The organism is uncultured Campylobacter sp. (genome assembly GCF_937996225.1).
In the GTDB taxonomy this organism is placed as follows: Bacteria; Campylobacterota; Campylobacteria; order Campylobacterales; family Campylobacteraceae; genus Campylobacter_B.
In genome coordinates this window covers 56,278-81,741 of the sequence record NZ_CALKTC010000055.1, presented here as the reverse complement: position 1 = coordinate 81,741, position 25,464 = coordinate 56,278, and the positions used below count along the sequence as shown (strand labels likewise).

At 49.2% G+C, this 25,464-nt stretch carries 24 protein-coding genes; 17 read left to right on the top strand and 7 right to left on the bottom strand.

Annotated elements, in window-relative coordinates; genetic code table 11:
* Positions 1-50: 50 nt before the first annotated feature.
* From Q0174_RS06755 to Q0174_RS06685, 15 genes are all read left to right on the top strand, one after another.
* On the top strand, positions 51-1,220 hold the full coding sequence (locus Q0174_RS06755) for a peptidoglycan DD-metalloendopeptidase family protein (RefSeq protein ID WP_005871954.1): 1,170 nt from the start codon (positions 51-53) through the stop codon (positions 1,218-1,220).
* Between the two features lie 8 nt (positions 1,221-1,228).
* Entirely contained in the window at positions 1,229-2,608 is a 1,380-nt protein-coding gene (gene mgtE, locus Q0174_RS06750) for a magnesium transporter (protein ID WP_298042702.1), read from the top strand.
* On the top strand, positions 2,593-3,180 hold the full coding sequence (locus Q0174_RS06745; RefSeq protein ID WP_298042699.1) for an NUDIX hydrolase: 588 nt from the start codon (positions 2,593-2,595) through the stop codon (positions 3,178-3,180). Before mgtE ends, Q0174_RS06745 begins: the two co-directional genes overlap by 16 nt.
* Before the next feature lie 67 nt (positions 3,181-3,247).
* Positions 3,248-4,294 (top strand): alpha/beta fold hydrolase, encoded by a 1,047-nt coding sequence (locus Q0174_RS06740; RefSeq protein ID WP_298042696.1) that lies wholly within the window; start codon positions 3,248-3,250, stop codon positions 4,292-4,294.
* A 596-nt stretch (positions 4,295-4,890) separates the two neighbouring features.
* Entirely contained in the window at positions 4,891-5,508 is a 618-nt protein-coding gene (locus Q0174_RS06735; protein WP_298042692.1) for a TRIC cation channel family protein, read from the top strand.
* Positions 5,505-6,674, top strand: a complete 1,170-nt coding sequence (locus Q0174_RS06730; protein WP_298042689.1) for an acetylornithine transaminase — start codon at positions 5,505-5,507, stop codon at positions 6,672-6,674. The genes Q0174_RS06735 and Q0174_RS06730 overlap by 4 nt, the downstream gene beginning before the upstream one ends.
* The gene (locus tag Q0174_RS06725) at positions 6,671-7,765 is read left to right on the top strand and encodes an SAM-dependent methyltransferase (RefSeq protein WP_298042686.1); all 1,095 of its coding nucleotides are present in this window, start codon (positions 6,671-6,673) and stop codon (positions 7,763-7,765) included. The genes Q0174_RS06730 and Q0174_RS06725 overlap by 4 nt, the downstream gene beginning before the upstream one ends.
* Entirely contained in the window at positions 7,765-8,091 is a 327-nt protein-coding gene (locus tag Q0174_RS06720; RefSeq protein WP_298042683.1) for a hypothetical protein, read from the top strand. Before Q0174_RS06725 ends, Q0174_RS06720 begins: the two co-directional genes overlap by 1 nt.
* Positions 8,084-8,761: a 16S rRNA (guanine(966)-N(2))-methyltransferase RsmD gene (gene rsmD, locus Q0174_RS06715; protein ID WP_298042681.1), complete on the top strand. Its 678-nt coding sequence runs from the start codon at positions 8,084-8,086 to the stop codon at positions 8,759-8,761. The genes Q0174_RS06720 and rsmD overlap by 8 nt, the downstream gene beginning before the upstream one ends.
* A complete protein-coding gene (locus tag Q0174_RS06710) occupies positions 8,758-9,546 on the top strand; it encodes a TIGR02757 family protein (RefSeq protein ID WP_298042680.1) in 789 nt (262 codons plus the stop codon). The genes rsmD and Q0174_RS06710 overlap by 4 nt, the downstream gene beginning before the upstream one ends.
* 108 nt (positions 9,547-9,654) lie before the next feature.
* Positions 9,655-9,792, top strand: coding sequence for a hypothetical protein (locus Q0174_RS06705; protein WP_298042678.1), 138 nt, complete (start codon positions 9,655-9,657; stop codon positions 9,790-9,792).
* A 296-nt stretch (positions 9,793-10,088) separates the two neighbouring features.
* Complete coding sequence (locus Q0174_RS06700) at positions 10,089-10,850, top strand: TSUP family transporter (protein WP_298042676.1); 762 nt, start codon at positions 10,089-10,091, stop codon at positions 10,848-10,850.
* Positions 10,851-12,057: 1,207 nt separating this feature from the next.
* The gene (locus tag Q0174_RS06695) at positions 12,058-12,435 is read left to right on the top strand and encodes a RidA family protein (protein WP_297897425.1); all 378 of its coding nucleotides are present in this window, start codon (positions 12,058-12,060) and stop codon (positions 12,433-12,435) included.
* A 217-nt stretch (positions 12,436-12,652) separates the two neighbouring features.
* Positions 12,653-13,348, top strand: a complete 696-nt coding sequence (locus Q0174_RS06690) for a hypothetical protein (RefSeq protein WP_298042673.1) — start codon at positions 12,653-12,655, stop codon at positions 13,346-13,348.
* A 33-nt stretch (positions 13,349-13,381) separates the two neighbouring features.
* On the top strand, positions 13,382-14,398 hold the full coding sequence (locus Q0174_RS06685) for a hypothetical protein (protein WP_298042671.1): 1,017 nt from the start codon (positions 13,382-13,384) through the stop codon (positions 14,396-14,398).
* A 737-nt stretch (positions 14,399-15,135) separates the two neighbouring features.
* On the opposite strand, the gene Q0174_RS06680 is transcribed toward Q0174_RS06685, so the two are convergent.
* Positions 15,136-15,822: an MOSC domain-containing protein gene (locus tag Q0174_RS06680; protein WP_298042669.1), complete on the bottom strand. Its 687-nt coding sequence runs from the start codon at positions 15,820-15,822 to the stop codon at positions 15,136-15,138.
* A gap of 146 nt (positions 15,823-15,968) precedes the next feature.
* On the bottom strand, positions 15,969-17,381 hold the full coding sequence (locus Q0174_RS06675; RefSeq protein WP_298042666.1) for a sodium:alanine symporter family protein: 1,413 nt from the start codon (positions 17,379-17,381) through the stop codon (positions 15,969-15,971).
* 469 nt (positions 17,382-17,850) lie between these two features.
* Between Q0174_RS06675 and Q0174_RS06670 the strand changes: the two genes are divergently transcribed.
* The gene (locus Q0174_RS06670; protein WP_298042661.1) at positions 17,851-18,636 is read left to right on the top strand and encodes a vWA domain-containing protein; all 786 of its coding nucleotides are present in this window, start codon (positions 17,851-17,853) and stop codon (positions 18,634-18,636) included.
* Positions 18,637-18,989: 353 nt separating this feature from the next.
* Here Q0174_RS06670 and Q0174_RS06665 read toward each other — a convergent pair whose 3' ends face one another.
* The 5 genes from Q0174_RS06665 to Q0174_RS06645 form a co-directional block, all read right to left on the bottom strand.
* Positions 18,990-19,583 (bottom strand): hypothetical protein, encoded by a 594-nt coding sequence (locus Q0174_RS06665; protein ID WP_298042658.1) that lies wholly within the window; start codon positions 19,581-19,583, stop codon positions 18,990-18,992.
* A gap of 834 nt (positions 19,584-20,417) precedes the next feature.
* Positions 20,418-21,440, bottom strand: coding sequence for a cation diffusion facilitator family transporter (locus Q0174_RS06660; RefSeq protein ID WP_298042655.1), 1,023 nt, complete (start codon positions 21,438-21,440; stop codon positions 20,418-20,420).
* Positions 21,441-21,956: 516 nt separating this feature from the next.
* A complete protein-coding gene (locus tag Q0174_RS06655) occupies positions 21,957-22,553 on the bottom strand; it encodes a tetratricopeptide repeat protein (protein WP_298042652.1) in 597 nt (198 codons plus the stop codon).
* A 1-nt stretch (position 22,554) separates the two neighbouring features.
* On the bottom strand, positions 22,555-22,956 hold the full coding sequence (locus tag Q0174_RS06650) for a hypothetical protein (protein WP_298042649.1): 402 nt from the start codon (positions 22,954-22,956) through the stop codon (positions 22,555-22,557).
* A 466-nt stretch (positions 22,957-23,422) separates the two neighbouring features.
* Entirely contained in the window at positions 23,423-24,256 is an 834-nt protein-coding gene (locus Q0174_RS06645) for a class I SAM-dependent methyltransferase (RefSeq protein ID WP_298042646.1), read from the bottom strand.
* A 353-nt stretch (positions 24,257-24,609) separates the two neighbouring features.
* On the opposite strand from Q0174_RS06645, the gene Q0174_RS06640 reads away from it, so the two are divergent.
* The gene (locus Q0174_RS06640) at positions 24,610-25,248 is read left to right on the top strand and encodes a Crp/Fnr family transcriptional regulator (protein ID WP_298042643.1); all 639 of its coding nucleotides are present in this window, start codon (positions 24,610-24,612) and stop codon (positions 25,246-25,248) included.
* The last annotated feature ends 216 nt before the right edge of the window (positions 25,249-25,464 follow it).

Below are 25,464 nucleotides of genomic sequence, written 5' to 3'. Positions count from 1 at the left end.
TTTTTTCGTTACAATCCCGCCTTAAAATAATATTTCAAAGCGGTTTTTATATGACTAGAATTTTTATATTGCTTTTTCTGTGGATAGGCGTAGTTTTTGCGAACAACCCCAGCGTAGAGAAGTTTGCCTGGCCCGATGGCGTAAGTCTGCTGCAATTTATGGAAACTGCGGGCATTCCCGCGTCTGTATATTATGACCTGGATAAAGAGGATCAGGAGCTTGCCGCTGAGGTGCGCGCGGGCGTGGAGTGTCAAATTTTACGTGATCCAGCAGGTCGCGTCTCCCAGCTGCTAATCCCCGTCAGTGAGGAGCTTCAGATCCACATTTACCGCGATAAATTCGGCACTTTTAGATTCGTTTATACTCCAATAGTTTATGAGGAAAACAGCTACTCTTTAGGAATTCAGATCGAAAGCTCGCCCTATCAAGATATCATCAAAGCTACGGGCAATGCGGCTTTAGCGAATGAGTTTATGCTTGTTTTTAAAAACGAGGTAAATTTTAAAAAGCTGCAAAAGGGCGATCGGCTTGTGATCCTGTATGAGCAAAAAACGCGCCTTGGCAAACCTTTTGGCGGAGTAAATATCACCGCAGGAATGATCGAGGAAAATAAAAAGCCCAAATCGCTATATTTTTTCGATGATAAATACTACGACCGAAGCGGTAAAAAGGTCGAATCTTTTCTGCTGATTACACCGCTTGTTTATACTAGAATTTCATCGTATTTTACCCCTAAAAGATTTCATCCGATTTTAAAGCGATATCGCGCGCACTTAGGCGTAGATTATGCAGCCCCCAAAGGCACTAGAGTAAATGCTGCAGGGGCGGGCAAGATTAGCTTTGTAGGGCGTAAAAACGGCTACGGTAACACCGTAGAGATCAACCACGGCGGCGGTATCAGTACGCTTTATGCGCATCTTAGCGGCTTTGCTAGCGGCACAAAGGCAGGCGTTAGTGTCAAGCAAGGTCAGTTAATCGCCTACGTAGGCTCGACCGGGCTTAGTTCGGGACCGCATCTGCACTTCGGACTTTATAAAAATAAGCAGGCTATAGATCCGCTTAAGGTAGTCAAGATTGAAAAAACTAACGTCATAAGCGCCGAAGAACTTAAATTTAAAGCTCTCGTCAAAGATATGGACGCCAGAATGGCTGCGGCTAAAGACGGCTCGAAAAACCCTGCTAAATTTGAAAACTACGAGTCGCTTATCACGATAAATTAAGGCTGAAAATGGAAAATAAAGAGCAGCTGGACGACGTCGAGGAAGCTAAGGCGCTTCTTGATGCGCATCTAGGCGATACGCTTGAGCATGAGCTGAGTGCCGCCGATCTTACGGAGCATTTAAAAACTCTAAAGAAGCACGACGAAGAAAAATACGTAGAATTCTTAAAAAAGCTAGATCCTGAGGATCTTGCCGATGCTGCGCTTGAGATGCCCGAGCATATGCTCGAAGACGTCATCGAAACTCTGCCTCACGAAAAGATCGTAAAAGCGATTGAGGAGCTCGAAAGCGACGATCAGGCAGAGCTTTTGCAAAACATCGGCGAAATCGACGAGGACAAGGCCGAGCAGATTTTCTATGGGCTTGACGAGGACGATCGCCACGATATTCTTACTATCTCCAAATATAGCGAAGATGAGGCGGGCGCGTATATGCAGACCGAGGTCTTTAGCGCGAGGCAGGATCAGACCCTGGGGCAGGCGGTTGAGATGCTGCGCGTTATGCGCGAAAAGGACGAGATCGAGAACGTCTTTCAGCTCTTTGTGCTCGATAAAAAGGGACATCTGCTTACTACCTTTTCGACGTCCGATCTGATTTTATACGATTTTTCACTCACGTTGGAGCAAATTTCACAAAAATTCGGCGCCGAAAATAAAATCCACTTCGCCACCGATACCGATAAGATCGACGACGTGATCAAGGATTTTGAAGAATTTGACCTTAACGTCATCCCTGTTGTCGATGCTAACGGCATACTCATCGGGCGTATCACCGCCGACGATATCCACGATCTCATCCAAGAGCGCGCCACCGAGCAAATTTACAACCTCGCGGGCGTCGATGACGAAGCGGAGGATGATGAGACGACGATCTTTAAGGCGGGTCGCGCGCGCGCCTTGTGGCTGGCGGTAAATTTATGTACGGCGATCGTAAGCTCCACGATCATCGGGCTTTTTGACGCTACTATCGAGAAGTTGGTCGCGCTCGCCGTGCTTATGCCAATAGTCGCCTCCATGGGCGGCAACACCGGCACGCAGGCGCTTACGGTAACCGTGCGCCGCCTAGCCTTGGGCGAGATAGCGTTTAAAGACAAAAAGCAGGTTCTCCTTCGCGAGATCACGATCGCTTTTATAAACGGCTTAATCTTTGCCACGCTGATGGGGTTTGTGGCGTATTTTTGGTTCGGCATTAAGCTTTTGGGGCTAGTGATTGCGATGTCGATGGTGCTAAATTTAACGCTCGCGGGGCTTTTTGGCGCCGTCATTCCGATCACGCTTAAAAAATTAAATATCGATCCCGCCGTCGGTAGCTCCGTGCTGCTTACCACGGTTACGGACATCGTGGGATTTTTTAGCTTTTTAGGACTTGCGACGTGGATACTACTATAAAAAATTTTAAAATTTCGGAGCTTAAAGGCTCAAATTTCGTTAAACCCTTTCGCTTGAGCTTTGAAATGGACGGCGTAGCGCGCGCGTGGGACTGCGTAAAGGTGCACGATAGCGTCTCGATTTTGCTCTACCATACGCAGCGCGACGCGCTTCTGCTCGTTAAGCAGTTTCGTCCCAGCGTGTGGTTTTATCAAGAGGAAAATTTAATAAATTCGCCCGAGAAGGGCTACACCTACGAGCTTTGCGCTGGCATTTTAGATAAGGGCATCAGCGAGGAGCAAACGGCGATCGAAGAGGTGCTCGAAGAGACGGGATATGCCGTGAAGGATCTGAAATTTATCACGAGCTACTACAGCGCCCTGGGCTTTGCGGCGAACCGTCAAATTTTATACTTCGCGTGCATCGACGAATTGATGAAGCTAGGTAGCGGCGGCGGCGTGGACGGCGAGAAGATCGAGCTTTTTTACCTGCCTGCGGCCAAGGCGCGGGAGTTTATGTTTGACGAAAAGATCGTGCGCGCGCCGGGGCTGATCTTGGCATTTCAATGGTTTTTGAGCGAGTTTAAAGCTTAGCAGCGAGACGGAATTTCACGTGCCGTTGCGTATTTTTGCGCCTCGGCTTTAAATTTAAAGGACGGCGATGAGGGTTTTACTTAGGTTGTGCGTTATCGCGGCGTGTGTTTATGTCTGCGTGCTAGCGGGACTTTATATCTTTCAGGAGCGGCTGATATTTTTGGGCGAGCCGCTGGATAAAAATTTTAAATTTAGCTTTGAAAATTCCGAATTTGCGGGACTTGTGAATGCGCCAGAGAACGGCGAGCATTTAGAGGCATCGATGTCCGCTACGCAAAATGGCGCGGCGACAAACGGCGGTGCAGATGAAAACGCTTCTGTGGAGGGTGGCGTAAAGGAAAGCGGCTCTGCAGCGGGTGAGATCAAAAACAAAAACGCTCAAACTAGCTCCGAGCGCGTCGGCGAAAACGCCGCAGGAAACGGCGCTACGGGCAATAACGCAAACGTCGCTGCGATAAAATTCCAAGAGATCAATATCCCGTTTGAGGGCGGGGCGATAAACGGGCTGAAATTTAGCGCGGCAGAGCCTAAAGGCGCGATTTTGTTCTTTCACGGCAACTTCGGCGACGTGAGCGGTTGGGGCGTATACGGCGCGGATTTTGCGGCTTTGGGATACGATTTTTATATTTTCGATTACCCGGGCTACGGCAAATCGGACGGCAAAATTTCATCGCAGCAGCAGCTTTTTGCGAGCGCCGATGCGATGAGCCGCTACGTTTTGGCGCAGCATTCGTCCAAGAAGCTCGCGATGATCGGCTACTCGATCGGAAGCGGCATCGCGGCACAGCAGGCTGCGAAGTGGGATGCGGCGCGGCTGATTTTGCTCGCGCCATATTTTAGCTTCGAGCGGCTTGCGCACGAAAAAATCCCCTTCGTGCCGAAATTTTTGATCCGATACAAGATTCCGACCGCGAAATTTTTGCAAGCGGCGCGCGGCACGCAGATCACGCTCATCCACGGCGCCGCCGACGAGCTGATACCGGTGCATCACTCGTATGATCTTGCGGGATCTCTTAAGGCGGGCGATCTATTTTATGAAATAGCCGCCGCGCCACATAATGGACTGCTGGCAATGCCCGGGACTTGGAAGATTTTAAAAGAGCGGCTGCGCTAATTTAGCGGGGGCTCGGCGTAAAATTCCACGCAAAATTCGACCGCTAAATTTTAAAATTTTACGTAGAATTCCGCGCGGGCTAGGTCGTCGTAAAATTTCATGAAATTTTATAGCGGCAAAGCACGGCGCCAAAATAAGGGCGCAATTTCAAATCAAAATTTATGCGCTGTTAGCTGCAAATATAAAGCCGGTCTCGTTGGCGCTAAATTATTTCTAGCGCGCACGTGCCGTAAATTTAAAGCTAAAATTTGCGCCAGGCTGTGACGCCGTATATTTTAGCTGAAATAAAGTTCTGTGAAATTTTATCCCGCGGGCATTTATAAATTTCAAGAAATTTCAAGTCTAAATTTTATATTTACGCCCTGACGACGCCATATTTTAGCCGCGCAAAATTCTGCCGCATAAAATTTTATCTAGTGAAATTCTGTTTCGTAAAATTCTATCTCGTAGAATTTTAATTCGCCGCGCTCAAATTTTACCCGCCGCTTTAAATTTATACCGCCGCGCCTAAATTTCTCCCGCTCGTCGCGCTTTACCCAAATTTATATTTAGTTGTTGTAAAATGCGTTTTTAAAAGGATTTTAGCGGTTTGTGATATGAGTATTTTAGAGTTTACGGAGTGCGTAGGCATCGCTTCGGCGGCGCTTAGCGGGTTTTTATTCGGCGTAAAGAAGGGCTGCGATTGGCTTGGGATCTTTATCTCGGCGTTTTTGACTGCGCTTGGCGGCGGGATCATGCGCGATACCTTAGTAAGCCGCGAGATCTACTCGTTTACGCACTATGCGCCCGTAACGATCGTGCTTGCGGTAAGTGCCGTAGCTATTTTTGCCAAACTTTACGAAAACCGCGATTTGGAGGGTAAATTTTTATTTATTCTAACCGATGCGATCGACGTCGTAAGCTTTTCGATCGTTGGAGCGATGGTCGCGCTAAGCTACAATCACAACGTTTTCGGCGTAGTGCTGATCGCATTTTGCAACGGCGTGGGTGGTGGCATTTTGCGCGACGTACTGCTGAACGAAGTGCCGTGGTTTTTACATACGGGGCTTTATGGCACGATAAGCATGGGCGTGGGCTTGATATATTTCGTGCTTGATGGATTGGGGCTTAGCGGCGCCTTTTCGGTGCTTATTTTGCTGGTTTTAGGGGTTGCGTTTCGCATGGTGGCTTATTACAAATCTTGGCATCTGCCTAAAGTGGAGTACAAACAATGAAGTATTTGATGGATAATTTCGCGCGCGTAAACGTGGCGCTGGTAAGAGGCGAGGGCTCGATAGTCTATGACGAAGCGGGCAAGGACTACGTGGATTTCGGCGCGGGCATCGGCGTAAACTGCCTGGGGCACGCAAACGAAATCGTGCTGGAAGCGATCGGCACGCAAGCCGCGCAGATCATCCATGGCTCGAATATCTATAGAATTCTGCCCCAAGAAGCCCTGGCTCAAAAGATTAGCGAGCTTTTGGGGTATCGCAGCTACGCGGTGTTTTGCAACTCCGGCGCGGAGGCGAACGAAGCTGCGATCAAAATGGCGCGCAAATACGGCACCGTAAACTTCCCTAATAAAAAATTTGAAATTCTAACTCTGCGAAATTCATTCCACGGCCGCACGCTAGCGACGCTGCAAGCTACGGGACAGGAGAAATTTCATCCCGAAATTTTTGCGCCCTATATGCCCGGGTTTAAATTTTTCGACGATATCGAGGATATCATCGCGCATATCGATGAAAATAGCGTCGCCGTGATGATCGAGCTCGTTCAGGGCGAGGGAGGGATCAAGCCTCTGGATAAGGCGAGCGTGCAAAGGCTGGCGGCTGTTTTGAAAGAGAAAAAGCTGCTTTTGATCACCGACGAGGTGCAGTGCGGCGTATATCGCACGGGCGAGTTTGCGACGTCGCAAATTTACGACATCCGCCCCGACATCATCACCTTTGCCAAAGGGCTTGCGGGCGGCGTGCCGATCGGCGCGTGCGTGGCGCAGCAAAACATTTTCGCTCTGGGCGAGCATGGCAGCACCTTCGGCGGTAACTTTTTGGCGACCTCTACGGCGCTTGCGGTGCTTTCGCAACTTCAGTTTTTAAAAGCGAGCGGCAAGCTTGATAAGACTATAAAAAGATTTATCAAAAAACTAGACGCCATCGCCGCAGACTATCCTAGCCTGATCGAAAAGCGCGTGGGGCTCGGTCTGATGCAAGGCCTCGTACTGCGCGATGAAAAAAACTTGGGCGAGATCTTTAACAAAGCCCTGCAAAACGGACTTTTGATCCTAAAATCCGGCAAGCGCACTCTTAGATTTTTGCCTGCGCTAAATATCAAAAAATCCGAGATCAAAGAGGGCTTTGCGCGCCTACGCAAGAGCCTGGACGAGATAGTGCGGGCGTGAAATTTAGCGATTTTTTTGAGAGCTGGCTAAACGAGAGCTACTACGCAAATGCCGCTAAAATCGGCAAGAGCGGCGATTTTTACACCGCCGTGAGCATAGGAAGCTTCTTTGGGATCTGCATCGCGCGCGAAATTTTACGCCTAAGCGCGGATTTTTGCGCGATGCAAGAGTTAAGCTTAGACGCGGCGGCAAGCTTGGGCGCATCGCGGCAAGACCTTGAGGCGGCATGCGAGCTAAATTCAGATGCTGTGCTCACAGAAAAATCGCAAAATAACGCTAAAATCGCTATCGTAGAGATCGGCTCGCACGACGGGCGGCTGCTTTGCGACATCGCGCAGGCGATTTTTACACTGGGCGGTGCGGCGGCGCTTGATAAATTTAGCTTTGCGATTATCGAGCCGCACGAGCGCCTGCGCGAGTTACAGCGAGCGAGCTTTGCAGAGAGCTTCGGTGACGAAATCGCGCTAAAGCACTTTGCGAGCGTACACGAGGCAAAATTTAAAGATGCGATCTTTGTGGCAAACGAGCTTTTCGACGCCTTTAAATGCGAGGCGGTGGACGGCGAAAATATGCTTTTTATCGAAAGCGGCGCGGCAAAATTTGCCCCCATAAAAGAACGTGAAATTTTGACCCTCACGTGCAGATTTGGTATCTCGCGTGGCGAAATCCCGGTCGGATACTTTCGCTTCGCCCGCGAAATTTGCGCCAGCGCGCAGCGGTTTTATTTCATAGCCTTCGATTACGGACAGATGGGCGCTAGCGGCGATTTTAGCCTGCGGGTTTACCGAAACCACGAGGTTTTCAGCTTCTTTGAGGTGCAAAACTTGAGCGATTTTTACGGCAAGAGTGATCTTACTTACGACGTAAATTTTGAAATTTTGCGTGCTGCGTTTGAGGATGCGGGCGCCGTGACGGCGGATTTTAAAAGACAGATCGCGGCTCTCATAGACTTCGGCGCGGTCCAGCTTTTAGAGCTTTTTATGCAAAAAAGCGGCGAGAGGGGCTACCTGAACACGCTTTTGCAATTCAATCACCTGCGCGCAGAGTTTGGCGAGAAGTTTAAGATGATAAAATTTAAAAAGGGGCTTTGATGAAAGCTTTTATCGATTGCGACTGCGAAATTTTACAAAAGACGTTGGAGCTGTTTTTGAAAGACCATGCCGCAAGTGCGCAGGATTGCGACTTTGTGATAAGCGACGAGCCGCAAAGCTCGGCAAAACCGCTATTTTTAATCGGCGAGGGCGGAGATTTGGCGCTGCCGTTTTCCAAGCAGATGTTGTTATCGAAGCTAGAGGATTTTCAAAGCTCGCTACGGGTAGATCTTAGTGGATACGACGCGGCGGAAGTTGAAATTTGCGCGCTATTTGATGAGTTTAAGGCAAGAATCATCGAAATTTTAAGAAGGCAAAATGGCTAAATTTTCCAAACCCGCTGGCACGCTCTTTACGCAAATTTCAAGCGGTATTTATAGGGGCAAAAAGCTCGCTCTGCCCGCGTTTTCGAGCACGCGTAGTACGAAAAGCATCGTAAAGGGCTCGTTTTTCGATACTTGGCGAGCGGAGTTGCGCGGCGCGGCGTTTATCGAGTGCTTCGGCGGTAGCGGCGCGATGGCGCTTGAGGCGCTAAGCAACGGCGCAAAAAACGTTTATGCGATCGAAAAGGACGCTGCCGCGCATAAAATAATGCGGAAAAATTTCGAGCTTTTCGGGCTCGGCGCAAATGCGATTTTGGGCGATTGTTTCGAATGGCTGCCCGAAATTTTGCACGAGCTGCAAGCGAATATGAACGGACGCTCTGCCGTAAATTTTAGCGAAAGCCATACCGCAAATTCCATAGAAAATTCCATCTCCGATCCCGCGCGCAGAGTGTTTGTATATCTAGATCCGCCGTTTGCGATCAGGCAGGGTTTTGGCGAGATTTACGAGCGAGTGCTGGCGCTGATAGCGCGCCTAGGCTCCTTGCGGTGCGAGCTGCTAATCGCGATCGAGCATATGAGCGAGCTTGAGCTGCCGCCTAAAATCGGCGATTTCGCGCTGCTTAAATCGCGCAAATTCGGCGCTACGACGATGAGCTACTACGCAAAATGAAAAGCTTAAAGCAAATTTTAGATTATTACGCCGATTTGAAAAATTGCGACGCGGATCTTTTCGGCGCGCCCGATCCGCTGCAGGTCGCAAAGGGACATCGAAACGACGTCGCGGCGCTTATCTGCGCGCTGTTTGCTTACGGGAGCGCGGCTCAAATTTTAAAATTCCTCCGCTCGCTTGACTTTTCACTTTTGGACGCGAGCGATGAGCGCATTAGGGAGGAGCTTGCGGGCAAAAAATATAGATTTCAAAGCCCGCGCGACGTCGCTGAAATTTTTATAACTTTAAAGCGGCTTAAAAACAGCCTCAGTATCGAGGAGAGCGTGCTTTGCGGCATGCAAAAAAGCGGACTGATCGAGGACGGGATAAATTTTTTAATCGGCGAGATTTACAAATTAAATCCCTACCGCAGCCCGGGATATGAGTTTTTTTTCGGTCGTGACTTCGCGCAAAAGCCCACATCGCCGTATAAGCGCTACAATCTTTTCCTGCGCTGGGCGGTGCGCGACAGCGACATCGATCTGGGGCTGTACAAAAAGATCGAAAAATCGCGCCTCCTCATCCCGCTCGATACCCATACGCACAAAGTTTCGCTTAAGCTTGGGCTGATCGATCGCAAGAGTTACGATTTTGAGGCAGTTTTGCAGCTTACGCAAAGCTTAAGGCGCTTCGATCCGAGCGATCCCATCAAATACGACTTCGCGCTGTACCGCCTCGGACAGAGCGGCGAGATAGATAAAATTTTACCCGAACTGGGCGCAAATTTAAACAAAACCGCGGAGTGAGTCGGCGGAAATTTACCTAACACGAGCGATGAAATTTTATGGAGATTCAATGCGGGTGCGCGGCGGAATTTTGCGCTGTTTTGTTGCCGTATAAGTAGGGCCGGCTTTATGGATTTTACCGTACGCCTTGAGTGCGGCGCGCCGAAATTTTATGGAATTTCGGCAAAAGATCGCTTCATAAAATTTTGCAAATTTCACGGACACCTGCGCTGGATTAGCAGGACTCATCTTGCAAAATTTAGGTAAAATTCCAACGATTTGCGGTACTTAAATTTTATGAAATTTTGCAGCTCGTGCGCGACGCGATAACGCGATAAATTGCATGGCACTAAAACGGCAATCACGCGACAAATTTTATAAAATTTAAGCGGGAGTCATGCGGCAAAATCTGCTAAAATTCCGCGAAATTTTATAAAATTGCACGGAATTTTAGCAGGCGCTCGCATGCGTTTTGCGGCGCATGAGCGGTTTTATGATCGTAATTGCGTGGAATTCTAGCAGGCGTTCACAGGTTGCCTGTGTAATTTGAGAAAAGGACAAAAATGGAGCTCGAGCTTTGGCAATTTGCGGTGCTTTTTGCGGCGGCGTTTTTCGGCGGATTTATAGACTCGATCGCGGGCGGCGGCGGGCTGATCTCGCTGCCTGCGCTGCTTGCCGTGGGCGTTCCGCCGCATGTAGCGATCGCCACAAATAGATTTCAAGGCAGCTTCGGAAGTTTCACCGCCGCTTTAAATTTCATCCGCAAGGGTTACGTCGATGCGGCGGAGATCTTGCGCGGCGTGGTTTTTACGTTTATCGGCGGACTCGTCGGCGCTTATGTCCTGCTTCTAATCGATGCGAAATTCCTAAACTACCTCATTCCGATCCTGCTGCTGGCGCTTTTATTTTATATGTTTTTTTCGCCGAACCTAGGCGAAGCGCCCGCCAAACCCAAGATGTCAAAAAAGAGCTTTTACGCGATTTTCGGGCTTGTTTTGGGGTTTTACGACGGATTTTTTGGCCCTGGTACGGGCTCGTTTTGGACGTTTGCGCTGGTTGGAATTTTAGGGCTTTATATGAAAAAGGCGGTCGCACACACTAAAGTTTTAAATTTCACCTCAAACATCGTCTCTTTGGGCGTTTTTATCATCGGCGGGCAGATTTTATGGCTCGTCGGAGCGGTGATGGCGGTCGGACAGATCGCGGGCAGCTTCGCAGGCTCAAGCCTAGTGATGATATGCGACGTAAAATTCGTGCGCAAAATGCTTCTGCTTGTCGTTGCCGTCACGATTTTAAAGCTACTTTATGGACTGATTGCAAATTAATTACAGACTGGTTGAGAACTGATCGCAAGCTGATCTCAAGCCAAAATCATAGAATTTTATACAGGATTTCGTATAAAATTTCGCGTAAAATTTTATGAGCCCTCGCCGATCTGCCGCAATGACGCTGATCTTGCTGCCGCGTCGATTTTATTGCATCGTCTCGCCGATCTGGCTGCGACGCGACGCCGATTTTGCCGCAGTGCCGCACCGAACTTACTGCGACACTACCAATTTACTACTTCAGCATCGATTATATCGTAGTTTCGTACCTATTGCGCTGCGACGGAGCCTAGCTTATTGTAGCAGCGCTGATTTTATCATGGTGTCGCGCCAGTCTCGCTTCGATGGCACCGATTTTACCGTAGCGTTGTGCTGATCTTGTCGCGACTACGCTAATTTCCCGCTGCTGTGATGTTGATTCTATTGGCGTTAAGTCGGAGGCCTCGCTTGTCGCGAGGTCTTTGATTTTATTATTTCGATATCGCTGATTTTGCTCCGCTACATCGACAACTTCGTTGCCGCGCTTGCTACTGCGAGGATTTTAGTTGCATTGCGCGGTATCGTACTGGTTTTATCATGACGGCGCCGTTCTTGCTACTGCAATAGCGCAGATCTTGCCGTAACGTCATACCGATCCCGCTGTAACGGTATCAATTTCGCTGTGTATCGCCGATGAAATTTTGCCTATTCGTGTCGGTTAAATTTCGCCATATTGCTCGTGCGTTTTTTGACTACCGCCGCTGATAGAATTTGGTCGTATTGCCCAGCGCGCGGCATTATCGTGCTTGTACTTATAAAATTTCATACGCTTACGTCAGCAAAATTTTAAAATACTACTTTGTAGATCATTTCGCCGTGCCGCCCGTATGTACTACCAAATCCACTCGCAGCGATTAAATTTAGTCGCACTTTCATGCGCTGTTTTCTGCGCCCATCAGCTATTTTAAATTTTGCCGTTTCGCCGCCACGGCTTGCTATTCCGCGCTAGCTCCTCGCTATATTGCTCGCTGTATTTGTGCGATAAATTTAACCGTATCGCTGCGCATCTGTTTCGCCTCGCCCGCCGAAATTTAGCGACCTCTCGCGTCAATTAAATTTTATCGTACCCACAGCATCCACGCCCGCTCGCCCGCGAAATTCTGCCGCCTAAAACAAAGTTAAAATATTTTGCGATAAAATGGGCAAAATTTTTCACAAAGGATTTACTATGCAGATCATTTCAACTCCCTATGCGGCACAGGCCATCGGGCCGTACTCTCAGGCGATCAAGGCTGGCGGGCTTATCTTTACCTCGGGGCAGATCGCGCTTAAGCCTGACGGCGAGTTCGTCGCGGGCGGCGTGGAGGCGCAGAGCAGGCAGGTTTTGCAAAACCTCGCCGCGATCCTGAAAGAGGCGGGCGCGACGCTGCAGGATGCCGTCAAAACTACGATTTTCCTAGCCGACATGGGCGATTTTGCCGCGGTGAACGAGATATACGCAGCGGCGTTCGGCGAGCACAAGCCGGCTCGCAGCACGGTACAGGTCGCTAAACTCCCCAAAGGCGCGCTTGTGGAGATCGAAGTAATAGCGCTGGCTAGGGCTTAGCGCTAAATTTAGATCGCTAGAATTCTGCCAGTTCGTGTTTGCGGTTGAAATTTTATGCGCGGGCCGCTCGAAATTTTAAACGGCTCGCTTTGGTTTTGTAGCTGCGCGAGCTTTTAAATTTAGATTTTAAAAGCCGCGTTAAATGCCCGCGGGCCTGTGTAAACAGCGCGTCTGGTGCGCTAAGGCGTTAAAATTTCTCGCTCAAAATGGGATCAAAATGATAGAAAAACTTATTCAAAAATCTAAAAATATCACGGCAGCGGGGCGCAGCGGCATAGAGCCCGCGTGGATCGCGCAGGTGCAGCGGCGGCTCGGTTTCGCGCTGCCTGCGAGCTATAAGCGGATGCTGCTAAGATATGCTAGCGTGAGCGCGGCGGGGACGGAGCTAAAAACGATCGCGCCGCCCGAGTTCGCGGGTAGCGCCGACGCGGATATCTGCTACACGTATGAGGTAAATCTGAAAAACGGCCTATTCGCCGCGGACGAGCTCGTGTTTTTGCAGCTCGAGGACGATGAGTATTATTTTAAAATTTCGCCCGCAAGCGACATAGCGGACGGCGCGCCCAATACGGCGCGCGGCAAGACGGCGGAGAGCACGAGCGGCGAGGCTGCGGGCGCGACGGTGCGCGATACGGTCGTCGCGACGGTAGCCGACGGTGCGGAAAATAGGGCACCTGGCGACGAAGCACGCGTGGAACGATCGCCGGATGCGTCGCGCGATATGAATGCTGAAACGACGTGCAAAGCTGCGAGCGCGACAACAAGCGAAGCAACAAGTGGAGCGACGAAAGAGATAACGAGCGAGCAGGCAGGCGACGCGCCGTGCGAATACCCCGTATATGTGCGCGACTACGCAGAGGGTGAGGATAGGCTTTTCGCGGACGATTTTTACGGGTTTTTGGAAAAATTTTAAGACGAAATTTAACGCAAAATCAGGAGAGGCGAAATGGGACTGTTTGACATTTTTAAAAATGATAAATTTGACGTCGACGTGCGCCAGGACGGCGTTTTCATCGGCGGCGTAAACTGTGAGTTTGATCTGGCTAAGCTTAACGAAGCCTTGGGACAGCCGCGCGTGATCGATGACGGGGAGGGCAAAAGCCGCTATTTTTGGGATGAGGCGGGGATTTTCGCCTTCGTGCGCGCAGGCGAGCTCGCAGAGCCGAAGCTTACCGAGATAATTTTGATGCTTGAGGTCGCAAAGGGCGTGCAGCACGAGGTTCCGCGCGAGCTATACGACGGCGCGTTCACGCTTGAGGGCAGGCCGCCGCTTGAGGCCGTACCGGAGCAGGAGCTGCGCGGCGCATATATATTTTTGGAGCTTAGCCTAGGCAAGTTCGAAGTCTCGCTAGCTCTCGCCGATGCCGTGCAGGAGCGCATAGGCGCGATGGACTTTGCCGAGCGCTTCGCTAAGCGCGACACCGACGAGATCGCAGACATCGTGCGAGCTGCGAAAATGCCGATAGGACGCGTCTGCATAAATCAAAAAGAGAAAAAGGTAAAACGTAAGCCAAGCGATAAATTTAAGCTTCCGCGCGTGGTGGGCGAGACGCTAGCGTTTAAAAATTTCAATTTCAAAATCGCCGTGATGAACGAGCTGATGTATGAAAAAGCCCTGCTACAGCCCAAATTTGACGTGTTTGAGTACTGCGAGGAGCGCGGCATCGATCCGTACGCGGACTTCGGCGCCCTGCCGCAAGCCAAAAAGTGGTTTAAGGACTATCCTATCCCCGTAAATTTGGCGGAGCAGGTGAGCGAGCTCTATCTTGACGGCGGAAACGAAATTTATCTGCAAATCGCGCCTGATTGGGACGGCGAGGATGAGCTTTTCGATATCAAAAACATTGACGCCGCCGAGCTTGCGCAATTCAAAAATCTTAAAAAAATCGAAACGAGCGGCATCGGCATCTCTAAAAAGGCGAGAAAAGCCTGCGCAGATGCGGGGATTACGGTAATTGATTAAGCGCAGAAGTGGACTTTGAGCCTTATGGCGTGCGGTTTTAAAAAAGCTGAAATAGGCTTTTGAGCCGCGGTCGCGCTTTTAAAGGTCACAATTGTTACCGCGCCGCGCAAAATTCTACGCAAAATTCTACTTATAGCGAGCGCTATGAATGAGCTTTGAAAGGCGCTTGGCGAAGCATCTGACATGTCTAATTTGGCGCGCGTTAAAAGCTTAGGAGCTCGTTGCAGCATAAGAGCCACGCCGCTAAGTGTGCGAGATGAGTGTGTCGCGCGAGTAAATAATTTGCTTTTCGGCTTTTATGGAAAATTCGCTGCGTAGCAAGAGGGTTAAATTTACCGCTTTTAAATTTTAAAATTTACAAAGAGCGGCGCGTGCGGCTTTGAATGTGCGGTTAAATTTAGACTTCATAGCGGTTTAAATTCTAAGCGCGGTTAAATTGCGTCTTCAATTCTGCTTGTAGTCTGTATTATGTCACAAAATAGGGCAAGAGAACAGATCGCGTTTGCGCGCGTGCGGCGCGGATTGAATTAAAATTTCGTCTTTTGAATTTAGTCTGAATTTGCAGCTTGCATCAAGAAAGTATTTTTTCTAAGCCGATATTGAGTAGCCAAGAAGTGTCTTGAAACTTAGCATCGGCGGCTTGGAAAGTATTTTGAAATCCGCGCCAAGAGTGTGTTTTAAAACAACAAGACGCGGCGCTACTTTGCTGGTTTTATCACGCCGCTTCGAGGCTAAATTCATAGCCGCATAAAGCCGTCGTCGTAGCTGCCTTCTAGCTTGCGGCGCATATCCTCGCGCCATTTTGGCGTAAGCGTCGTAAGTAGGTTAAATTTTGCTAGCAACTCTTCATCGAGGCGATCGCCGTAAAATAGACGGTTGAGCTCCATCACGCTCATCATAGCGGGGTCGCGTCCCACGACGTAGATCTCGTCGCCCGCGCGACACGAGCCGGTCTCTAGTACGCGGTAGTACCAACCGGTAAGTCCGCTGCGCGCGATCTCCGCCGTCATCTCTGCGTTGCCCCAGCGCATTGAGAGCTTGTAGCAGGGCTTGCGCGGCTGGCTTACTTGTAGCACCAGCGAGCCTATGCGGTGCACATCGCCGATGCAGACGTTTTGCTCGTGTAATCCGCTGATCGTGAGGTTTTCGCCCATTGCGCCGTAGGCTAGATTTTTAAGCTCCAAAAATCTCTCCCACGCAGCGTAATTTTGCAACGAGTTGGCAAAAACTGCCTTTTCCGTGCCGCCGTGATGCAGCGTGTCGGCTACCGCGTCGCCATCGAACCCAAGCTCGTTTGCGCGCACTTCGCCAGCTCTAGCTTGCTTAAAAATCGCCGTCTCCCAGCGCCTTTTTAGAGGCTGCGTAGCGCGCTCGTCGCCGTAGGCGCGCGGTTGCCCGGTCAGCAATGCCTTTAAAACGGGCATTTTTCGCTCCTTAAAATTTGCATCCGTTCTCCTTAAATCATAAAATTTAGGCACGGATTTTAGCTAGAAAAGAATTTAAAAATTCTAAATTTTGCGGCGATTTTGCGCTAAATTTCAAGTTCAGGCTTGAAATTTAGCGCGCAGCATTATTTGTAGTCGTTCGCATCGTAGCTTTTGCCGTCGTTAAAGTCGCTCAAAAGCCGCACGACGACGGGGCTAAGCAGGATGATCGCGATTAAGTTTGGGATCACCATCAGTCCGTTAAACATATCCGCTAGCCCCCAGACGAGGTCGATCTTTTGCACGCTCCCTATGAATACGAATGCGACGACTAAAATTTGCAAGAGCTTGACGAATTTTGCGCCCAGGAGGTATCGCACGTTGATCTCGGCGAAGTAATACCAGCCCAAAATCGTGGTAAATGCGAAGAAAAACAGGCAGATCGCCACGAATCCGTAGCCGCCGCTGCGACCCAAAATTTGCGACCCGAAGGCTTCCTGCACCAGCGAGATGCCCGAAAATACCGCTTTGCCGTTTTCGAAAGTGACTACGTCGGTGCTGAGCACGACGAAAACGGTGATGTTAAGCACGATGAATGTATCGACGAAAACGCCCATTATGCCGAGCACGGCTTGATCTACGGGGTGTTTGACGTTCGCTGCGGCGTGTGCGTGCGGCGTCGAGCCCATGCCTGCTTCGTTTGAAAAGAGCCCACGCGCGATGCCGTATCTCATCGCGGTGGCGATCGTAGCGCCCGTAGCGCCGCCCCAGGCAGCCGATGGATCGAATGCGGCTTTGAATATCAGCGCAATGACGGATGGAATTTTATCGAAATTTGAGCCGATGATGACGAGACCCACCAGCACGTAGCAGATCGCCATTATAGGCACGACCTTTTCGGCTACGCGTGCGATTGCCTTGACGCCGCCAAAAAATATGACGCAGCAGATGAGTGCTAAGGCTGCGCCGCTTACCCACTTCGGGATTCCGAATGCGCCGCTAAAGCCGTCTGAGATGGAGTTTGCCTGCACCATATTACCCATGAAGCCCAAAGCAAAGATGATGGCTAGCGCAAAAAACGCCGCTAAAGGCTTGGCAAAGGGGCTTTTAAGTCCGCGACTGATGTAAAACGCGGGCCCTCCGATCATGTGTCCGCTGTCGTCCTTGGTGCGGTAAATTTGAGCCAGGCAGATCTCTGCGAAATTCGTCGCCATGCCTAAAAACGCTGCGCACCACATCCAAAATATCGCGCCCGGCCCGCCCATTATGAGCGCGGTGCTGGCGCCTACCAGGTTGCCCGTGCCGACCTGCGCCGCGATCGCCGTGGCGACGGCTTGGAACGAGCTCATGCCGCTTTTACCCGCAGCCTCGCCGTGCAGGGAGAAGTTGCCGAAAAGCTTGCGCGCGCCCGTTCTAAATTTAAAAATTTGTACTAAATGCAAGCGCGCCGTAAAATATGCGCCGGTGCCGCAAAGTAGGGCGATTAGAAAGTACGGACCCCACAAAAAGGAGTTGATCGTATCGACGCAGGAGTTGAGACTATCCAGGAAATTTTGCATGGCTCTCTCCATAATTTGGAATTTTGGAAGTATATTTTAAAAAGATTTAAATTTCGATGAAATTTTAAATTTTGCGCCGCGCGGGTGAAATTTCAAAATTTTATATCACGCGGATGAAATTTTGAAATTTTACCGACCGCTCGTTTACGCCGTATACGCATATATACAGCTGCGCATCTGCTAGCTTCGGCGCTTTATATGGCGCGCAGTTTTTTACGTGGGCGCCGTTTACACGCGTCGCACATCTCTCTGCGCGCCGCTCGTACGGCGTATCGAGCGATAAATTTTACTCGCCCGCTTCATCAGAGCGGCGGCTATTTGTCGTTTAGCGCACCGAAATTTAGGCGAAATTTAATCGTAAAATTTAACCGAATCGCGCTTCTAAATTTTACGATTAAATTTCAATAAAACGTTTTTTAAATTTCTTAAAAATGCTATAATTGCGCGAAATTTATCCAAAGGAGAGTTTATGAAAAAGATCGTTTTAGCCTTGGCGATGCTTCTGGGCGCGGCTTTTGCACAGGATGCATTTGCAAAAGACGCTAAGTGCGAGGTCGGCACAGTCGCTACGAAGTCGTGCGCCGAGGCTGCGGAGCCCGTATGTCCGGAGCGCAGCGTAAAATATATCTGCAAGCCGCTAAAGCACCTGGAGCTGGTGCTGATGCTCGATAAATCGGGCTCGATGAGCGGGCTTGAGAGTGATACGATAGGCGGCTTTAACTCGATGATCGAGGAGCAAAAAAAGCTGGGCGTCAATGCAAACGTCACGACTGTGCTTTTCGATACGAATTTTAACGTCATCCACGACCGCACCGATCTGAAAAAGGTGAAGAAACTCACCTCTAAGCAATATGTCGCAGGCGGCAATACCGCGCTGCTCGATGCCGTGGGCGATACGATCAATCGCATACAAAAGGTAGATGGGATCGACGCTGCGGACAACCGCGTGCTTTTCGTCATCATCACCGACGGGATGGAGAACTCAAGCCGCGAATACTCCAAAGCGCAGATCAAAAAAATGATAACGCAAAAGCAAAATGAAAATGGATGGGAATTTATATTTTTAGGCGCGAATATCGACGCTGCGGACGAAGCGGGCAATCTCGGCATCAAAAAATCCAACGCCGTAAAATACAAAAACTCTAGCGACGGCGTGCAGAGAAATTTTGAAGCGATTTCGGAATTTTCCAAAGATATGTCAAAAGGCGAGGAGAAATCATCGAAGTGGAAGAGCAAGGTCTTGGAGGATAAATAGTCTCGCTCGGGCTACTTTACGTTGATCTAACCCTAGGCTTGCCGGCTTTATTTCGAGCTTTGCTAAATTTAGCTTTTTATTTTGCTGATTTTAGCCTCAGGCTTGGACTTCGCTAAATTTAGCCTTGGTTTTGAATCCCCTTAATCTTAACCTCCGGCTCTGCGCCGTGGCTTTTGCGGCGCGGAGCCGTTTTGTTTAAATTTGCATTTTTTGCGCCGCATACCGCTTCTGTTAAAATTTTTACTTTTCTACGGCTTCTACGACCGCCGCACCTCAAAGCGGCATGTTTAGTCCAAATAGCGCCTATCGCTACGGCACGGCGCGTTTAAATTTAATGCCGCGATCCAGCACGTCTAGCGCCATGGATCCTGCGAGCTTTGGAAGCTCTTTATACCGAGCCATGCGGCGAGCAGTACGGCGGGCAGGACGATTTCCGACAACGCGTTTGCTACCCCGATGCATTTTACGACGCCACTCGTTATGAGGGCCGGGGTTAGTACTCCAAGCATGCCGTGGAGGAAGTTTGCAGCGACTTTGGTAGCGAGCAGCACGGCGTACACGGCGAAAAACACGCAGCCCGTATCGGCGCGCAATTTAAAATTTATGATTATCCACGCTATCGCGACGCCGAGCAGTAAAAATGGCATGCCGATATCGATCAAGTCCAAGAAGGATTTGTCTATCACATAAAGAGCTATGCTGCATAGCAGCGCCAAAAGCACGGCGTTGTAAGTGTATTTGAAGATCGTAAAGACGTTCGAGCCCGAGAGCCTTTGGACGTTTGCGATCGCGTAGTAGAGAAAGACGAAGGCAAGAAGCCACGCGAGCACCCGCACTATCTTTAAAAGCTCCGGCTCGCCCTTTATAAAATACGTCGTGCCCGCAGCCAAAATATATATCGCACCGAGCGCGCCTTGCAGCTTCGCTCTTTTTAAAATTTTCTCCATTTTCTCTACTTTTAAAATTTGCCCGCATCTGCTCTGCGGCGCGATCGCGCGATTAGACGCGTGCTAAAGCGCGAGTGCTCCTTTTTGGCGGACAGCTCGCGTTTTGCGCAGACGAAACACACTTCGTGCAGACGAGGCGCCGGTTTTGACGGACGGAGTGCATTTTTTGCAGATAAAGTGCCAGTTTTTTTGGCGGACAGCGCGCGTTTTATGCAGACGAGGCACGCTCTGCATGGATAAGCGTCCTTGCGCGAATGAAATGAAATTTACCCGCGCCTTTGCGGCATATCTCGTGGTGCGATTGAGCGCTTTGCTCTGCCGCGGCTAGGCAAAATTTACGCGCCATGCTCGCTTCTTTCCGCTAGATATCGCAGCGCAGCACGAAATTTTACCGCGCCCACGTTTGGTTTGCGCCGCAGATCGTCGCAGCGCCGAGGTTGAAATTTTACCGCGCCGAGAAATCGTCTTAGTACAAATCATCGCGGCATAAACTATCACGCAGCCTACGCACCCCGTGTCGCGCATGACTTAAAATTTAGCGCGATATGTTCGGCGATGCGCGCACGAGCGAGCCGACCCTATATTCGTGTGGCTTAAAATTTAGCCGTATCCGCGGTGCTAGATTGGAATTTTATCCCGTCGTTAAGTCTCTGCGCCGAGATCAAATTTGCTGCGCCGTAATATTATCATTGCGGCGTAGAGTAAAATTTAACCGCATCGCAGATCGCTGCAGCGCCGAGGTCGGAATTTTATCCCGCCGCCTAGGGCAAATTTTATCTCATCGCGCCCATTGCAGCCTAGATCAAATTACTCCGCCGCAGGTCGTCTGATGCGCTACCTATCGAAGCAGGCCGCCGCAGATCCGCCAAAAATCGCGCTTTTCGTATCGCAGACGCGCCAAAGCTCGCGCCATTCGGGCTGGAAGGTGCAGTGTCCGATCTTAAATTTACGCAGCAGCTCGTCGTTAAGCGTCGCGATCAGGCTTTGAAATTTTATCAGATCGTGCGGCGAGATCACGATGTGTGCGGTCAGGACGTACATGTTGTGCGTGATCTCGCTGACGTGGATATCGTGCACGTCTAAAACTCCCTCCTGCGCGGCGATCAGCTCGCGTATCGCTTCGATCGGTATCGGCGAGCTCTCGAGTAAAATTTCGATGCTTTGGCGGATGAGCGAGAACGACCATTTACCGATCATGAAGGTGATCAGTAGCGCCAGCGCCGCATCGATCCACACGGCGCCCGTAAAATACAAAAATATCGCGCCGATGACGACGCCTACGGAGCTTAGAAGGTCGCTCATCATGTGTAAAAAGCTCGATTTTATGTTGATGTTGTGCATGTCAGCCTTAAGCAGCAAAAAGCCCGTTATGCAATTGACCGCAAGGCCGAAGACGGCGATAACGATCAGCGTTTTTGCGTCGATGGGCTGCGGATTTACGAGCTTTTGCACCGCCTCGTAGAGGATGAAGACCACGAAAATCGCCGTCGTGACGGAATTTGTAAAAGCGACGATCACCTCGGCGCGGTAAAAGCCGAACGTGCGCTGCTCGCCGCCGTTTTTCTCGCTGAGCCAGACCGCAAAAAAGCTAAGACTTAGCGCAAAGACGTGCGAAAACATATGCAGCGTGTCGCTTAATAGCGCCAAGGAGTTCGTGATGATCGAATAGACGAACTGAATGATCATCGCGATCGTCGTGATGATGATGCTTGCGCGCAGCATGCGCTTATCTGCGTCCTTGGCGCCGTGCGAGTGGCAGTGCGAGTGCGCTCCTGTGTGCGCCGCATCGCTCAAAGGCTCGTGCGAATGCGTCTCTTGCAGCGGTTCGTGGCGTAAATTTTTATCTAAACAGCGCATGAAAATCCTTCGGAATTTAAATTGATGCGGCGATTTTACTGTAAAAATTTTAAAATTTCAAAGCGGCATGAGGCGGCGGAATTTTACAGCACTTTAAGGCGACTGAATTTTACGATACTTTGAGACGCCGCTGCGGCGCGCGCTCGCGTGAGATTTGCGACGCTTTGAAATTTCGTTTCGAGCGCTTATTAAAATTTCTGTTTGCCGTGGGCGCCGTATCTGCTTAAATTCCGCGCCGTTTTCAGATTATTTATACGCCGAAGGCTCGTGCTGTTTGCTCGAAACAATGCGCTGTGTCCCGCACCGCGGCTCATTGAAATTCTATACGTTATGTCTCGCGCTCGGTTCGCGCGGCTTGTTTGCGTAAAATTTGCGCCTTGTCTCGCTCACTTAGCTGCCCTGTCGCGTGCTAGCATGAAATTTGCGGCGCTTTGAGGTATCGTGCGAGATAGTTTGTCGATTTGCACCGAGCGGTCCTTGTTCGGACCGCTCTATCGCAGACCGGCAGGTTTCTTACTATAGCCTACCTAGCGCTTTTTGGGCGTATTCGTTACCGCCGGCAGCTCCGCGTCTATAGAGCTCTCTGGCTTTATTTAGATCCCTTGCGACGCCGTAGCTGTTCTCGTAGCATATGGCTAGATCGGTTAGAGCCTGCGCATTATTTTTTTCGGCGGCTCTTTGTATATATACGAGAGCCTTTTTATAATCCCTTGTATAATATATCCCGTTTAGATACATGTTACCTATCATCGCATCGGCCTGTACGTTGCCTAAATCGCTTGCTTTTTCATATGTCTTAGCGGCTAGTTTATAATCCCTCATTAGATAGTAGATCCAACCCATATTCTTATAAGCGAGGCTATCGTTTAGCTCCATACCCTTTTTATACCACTTTATCCCTTCGCCGTAGCTATCAAATCTAACCTCATAAAGATAGCCTATGAGCGTAGTAGCCCTACCGTCGCCCGCCTCGGCTAAAGGCTTGAGGAATGCCAAAGCCTCTTTATATCTTCCGCTCTCATCCAGTGTGTCAAATTTATTGTAATCGCTATCCGATATACCAAATGCCGTAGTGATCGCAAATGCGCATAGTGCCATTACCGTCTTTTTCATCTTAATTCTCCAGTACTAGTAGGTCTTTAAATTTATGCTTGACGCTTCTTATCGCGTCGCCGTCCTCGGTATAGTCGGTGATATAGCCATCCTTATCGGTGGTGAAATAGATGTAGCCGTAGGTGCTGTAATTAACGCCTACTACGCTGCAGCCCCAGAAGTTGCACGATCTCTCTACCGATAGTACTTCGCGCGGGTCATATTGTAGATAGTATTTATTTGAAAACATGCCTATATCGATGTATGACCAGCCGCCGGTGTATTTCTCCATATCTAGGATATGGCGACCTTTGAGTTGGGTTAGCTCTTTGTTTTCTAAAAAGAGGTTGGTGGGACCAAGGCTGTGTTTGTTGCATCCGACCAGCATGAAAGCATAGAAAAGGGGCAGGAAAAATTTCCGCATTTTTGATCTCCTTTGTAAATTAATGTGCCACGACTTTAGCAAAAACGTAAATTTAAGTCAATGAAAAAATAATTTCTATTTAACGTATATGGGCTCCAATTCGGCTTTAAAATTTTTAATCACAGTAGCGAGTAAATAGGGCGGTTTTTAATTTAGATGGCAAGGATAAGGCGAGCTTAAATTTACAATCTCGGCTTGAAATCGCGGAATTTTACTTCGCGCATAGGCGCACTGACGCTAGTCGTTTGGCTTGACTGCTGTCTGGCTAGATTTAGTTGCAGTCTGAGTCGGCTTGACTGTTGCCCGACTTAGTTTAGTTTGATTTGTTTGACGTCCGTCTTGGTTCGTCAATTATCGGCTGGCGCAAGCCGCTAATGCCGGCGAAAATTGTAAAATTTTATTCCCTCTGTTTAAAAAGCCGGCTTACGCTTCCTGCGGCGCGCCGCTTTAAAATTTTGAAATTTACTTAAATTTCATCTTTGCCTATTTTGAAAACGAACATCTTGCATGCGTTGCAAAAGGCGGGAATCAGGCTAAATAGGCGCCCTTTAAGGCTCCAGTGGCTTTTATACATTTTCAGCATCGCGGCCTCCCTGACGAATCTGATATGCGCGCTATCCCAGTCCTGCACCTCCGCACCGCCGCCGATACCCATTTTAAAGGGCGCGTTTTGCATGTGCCGCATCGCATCGTGGCGTTTGGAGTCGAATTTTCTAACCGAAAACTCGCTCATAAAATCGCTCAGCACGTAGCCGCGGAATTTTTGCGCAAGCGCGATAAAAAATTCTTTAAATTCCTCTTTTTCAAAATACATACTCACCCCCTCTAAAATAAATATGTAGCCCGCGCTGCCGTGCTTTGCGACCAGCTCGTCCATCCATGAGTGATCTAACATCGAGTAGGGCAAGCTAAAGTTGTTCTGAGCTTTGGGTAGCAGCGCGTCGCGCATGGCGATGACGTCGGGCAGGTCGAGGTCGTAAAATAGGGCGCTTGGTAGGGCTTTTTGCAATCTAAGCGGGCGGGTGTCGAGCCCGGCGCCGAGCTGCACGATGATAGGGCGATCAAGCTCCGCCGCGAGTCGCAGCGTCTCATCGTCGAAAAATTTCGCGCGGATCACCGTGCCCGTCTTGCTAAGGCATGCGTCGTCGAATTTTGCAAAATCATAATCGATCTGCTCTACGACGGCGCTTGAAAAGGGATCGTTTAGGATCGGATCCGCGTTTTTGAAATCCAGATGGCGCATATAGACGTTGATTAGTAGCGTCTCGGAAACGTTATTTTTAAAATTTAACTTTTGCATGAAGTGTCTTTCTTGCGGTGTCATCGCGAGCAAAATACCGCTTATTTTTAATATGCATTATTATATCCTTGCTAAATAAAATTTCAATGAAATGATATGAATTTTTATTTAAAGACAGAATTTTAAATTCGCGCCGCGGGTTTTGGCTATAATTTCGCCGCATAAGGCTCAATAAATTTTTGAAATTTTACGCGATGCAAAACGCGGGTAAAATTTAGAATTTTAAAAGCTATAAAATTTATTAGCTCCGGCGACCTAGATGCGCAGCCATAGTGCGGATGGTAAATTTAATCCGCGCAGCTTTATCTTTGTCTAAATATTTCATTGTATAATTCTTAGCTTTTGGAGGTTATATGGAAAAATCGCGGCTGGGACTACTGCAAACCGAGGCTATCGCCACGCTTAGCGACGAGGAGCTTGCAATGTTCGAGCACCAAGTCATCAAAAAAGGCTATGTTTTTTATAGTGAGGTGCCTAAAGTTTTTATTTTTAAAAGTGGACAGGCGAAGCTTTCGTTTTTTGAAGACGGCGAAGAATTCATCATCAACTACCTAAACAAGGACAATATTACCATTCTTAATGAAATTTGCGCACTTGAGTTTTTAGAGGACAGCGAAATTTACACGATCGATGCGAGCGGACTAGGGGAGATCTTGGCAAATCGCAGCTTTTGCGAGGCATATATAAAAATTTTAACAGAGATAATTCTGCTGCAGCGCAAAATCACACGCTCTATACTTTTTGAAAATGCAAAAGGGCGCATCGCGAGCTTTTTGATCGAGCTTGCAAACGAGCAGAATTTTCATCAAAATGGCTACAAATACGTCTTTTTGCCCTTTTCGCTAAAGGTGCTTTCGTCCTTCGTAGGGCTCAAGCGTCAAAGCGCGAGTACCGCGTTTAATGAGCTTGTAAAAGATAACGTAATTCAAAAAATCAGCCAACACGAGTTTTTGATCCTGGACTACGACAGATTGCTTAGCTACTGTGTTTAGCGCGGGCTAGAGTTTTTAAAGCATTTATGCGGCTTACGCTTACGGCTTAAGCGCGAAATTTTGTCTAAAGTTACGGCGCAGGATTTTACCTAGATTTACAGCGTAAAATTTTTATCAAGAGCTTGGTTTTAGAATTTCATCCCGAATTTCGTTTAGGATTTCGTCTAAAATTTTGGATCGAGCGAAATTTTATGTATGAGAATTTTTAAAATTTTA

Excerpts from the sequence above, each read along its gene's own strand:
- Q0174_RS06645 (WP_298042646.1), bottom strand. The coding sequence starts at position 24,256 with ATGCAAAAGTTAAATTTTAAAAATAACGTTTCCGAGACGCTACTAATC.
- Q0174_RS06720 (WP_298042683.1), top strand. The coding sequence starts at position 7,765 with ATGAAAGCTTTTATCGATTGCGACTGCGAAATTTTACAAAAGACGTTG.
- Q0174_RS06700 (WP_298042676.1), top strand. The coding sequence starts at position 10,089 with ATGGAGCTCGAGCTTTGGCAATTTGCGGTGCTTTTTGCGGCGGCGTTT.
- Q0174_RS06690 (WP_298042673.1), top strand. The coding sequence starts at position 12,653 with ATGATAGAAAAACTTATTCAAAAATCTAAAAATATCACGGCAGCGGGG.
- mgtE (WP_298042702.1), top strand. The coding sequence starts at position 1,229 with ATGGAAAATAAAGAGCAGCTGGACGACGTCGAGGAAGCTAAGGCGCTT.
- Q0174_RS06735 (WP_298042692.1), top strand. The coding sequence starts at position 4,891 with ATGAGTATTTTAGAGTTTACGGAGTGCGTAGGCATCGCTTCGGCGGCG.
- Q0174_RS06675 (WP_298042666.1), bottom strand. The coding sequence starts at position 17,381 with ATGCAAAATTTCCTGGATAGTCTCAACTCCTGCGTCGATACGATCAAC.
- Q0174_RS06705 (WP_298042678.1), top strand. The coding sequence starts at position 9,655 with ATGGATTTTACCGTACGCCTTGAGTGCGGCGCGCCGAAATTTTATGGA.
- Q0174_RS06710 (WP_298042680.1), top strand. The coding sequence starts at position 8,758 with ATGAAAAGCTTAAAGCAAATTTTAGATTATTACGCCGATTTGAAAAAT.
- Q0174_RS06680 (WP_298042669.1), bottom strand. The coding sequence starts at position 15,822 with ATGCCCGTTTTAAAGGCATTGCTGACCGGGCAACCGCGCGCCTACGGC.
- Q0174_RS06740 (WP_298042696.1), top strand. The coding sequence starts at position 3,248 with ATGAGGGTTTTACTTAGGTTGTGCGTTATCGCGGCGTGTGTTTATGTC.
- Q0174_RS06650 (WP_298042649.1), bottom strand. The coding sequence starts at position 22,956 with ATGCGGAAATTTTTCCTGCCCCTTTTCTATGCTTTCATGCTGGTCGGA.
- Q0174_RS06655 (WP_298042652.1), bottom strand. The coding sequence starts at position 22,553 with ATGAAAAAGACGGTAATGGCACTATGCGCATTTGCGATCACTACGGCA.
- Q0174_RS06685 (WP_298042671.1), top strand. The coding sequence starts at position 13,382 with ATGGGACTGTTTGACATTTTTAAAAATGATAAATTTGACGTCGACGTG.
- Q0174_RS06640 (WP_298042643.1), top strand. The coding sequence starts at position 24,610 with ATGGAAAAATCGCGGCTGGGACTACTGCAAACCGAGGCTATCGCCACG.
- Q0174_RS06660 (WP_298042655.1), bottom strand. The coding sequence starts at position 21,440 with ATGCGCTGTTTAGATAAAAATTTACGCCACGAACCGCTGCAAGAGACG.
- Q0174_RS06755 (WP_005871954.1), top strand. The coding sequence starts at position 51 with ATGACTAGAATTTTTATATTGCTTTTTCTGTGGATAGGCGTAGTTTTT.
- Q0174_RS06670 (WP_298042661.1), top strand. The coding sequence starts at position 17,851 with ATGAAAAAGATCGTTTTAGCCTTGGCGATGCTTCTGGGCGCGGCTTTT.
- Q0174_RS06695 (WP_297897425.1), top strand. The coding sequence starts at position 12,058 with ATGCAGATCATTTCAACTCCCTATGCGGCACAGGCCATCGGGCCGTAC.
- Q0174_RS06730 (WP_298042689.1), top strand. The coding sequence starts at position 5,505 with ATGAAGTATTTGATGGATAATTTCGCGCGCGTAAACGTGGCGCTGGTA.
- Q0174_RS06665 (WP_298042658.1), bottom strand. The coding sequence starts at position 19,583 with ATGGAGAAAATTTTAAAAAGAGCGAAGCTGCAAGGCGCGCTCGGTGCG.
- rsmD (WP_298042681.1), top strand. The coding sequence starts at position 8,084 with ATGGCTAAATTTTCCAAACCCGCTGGCACGCTCTTTACGCAAATTTCA.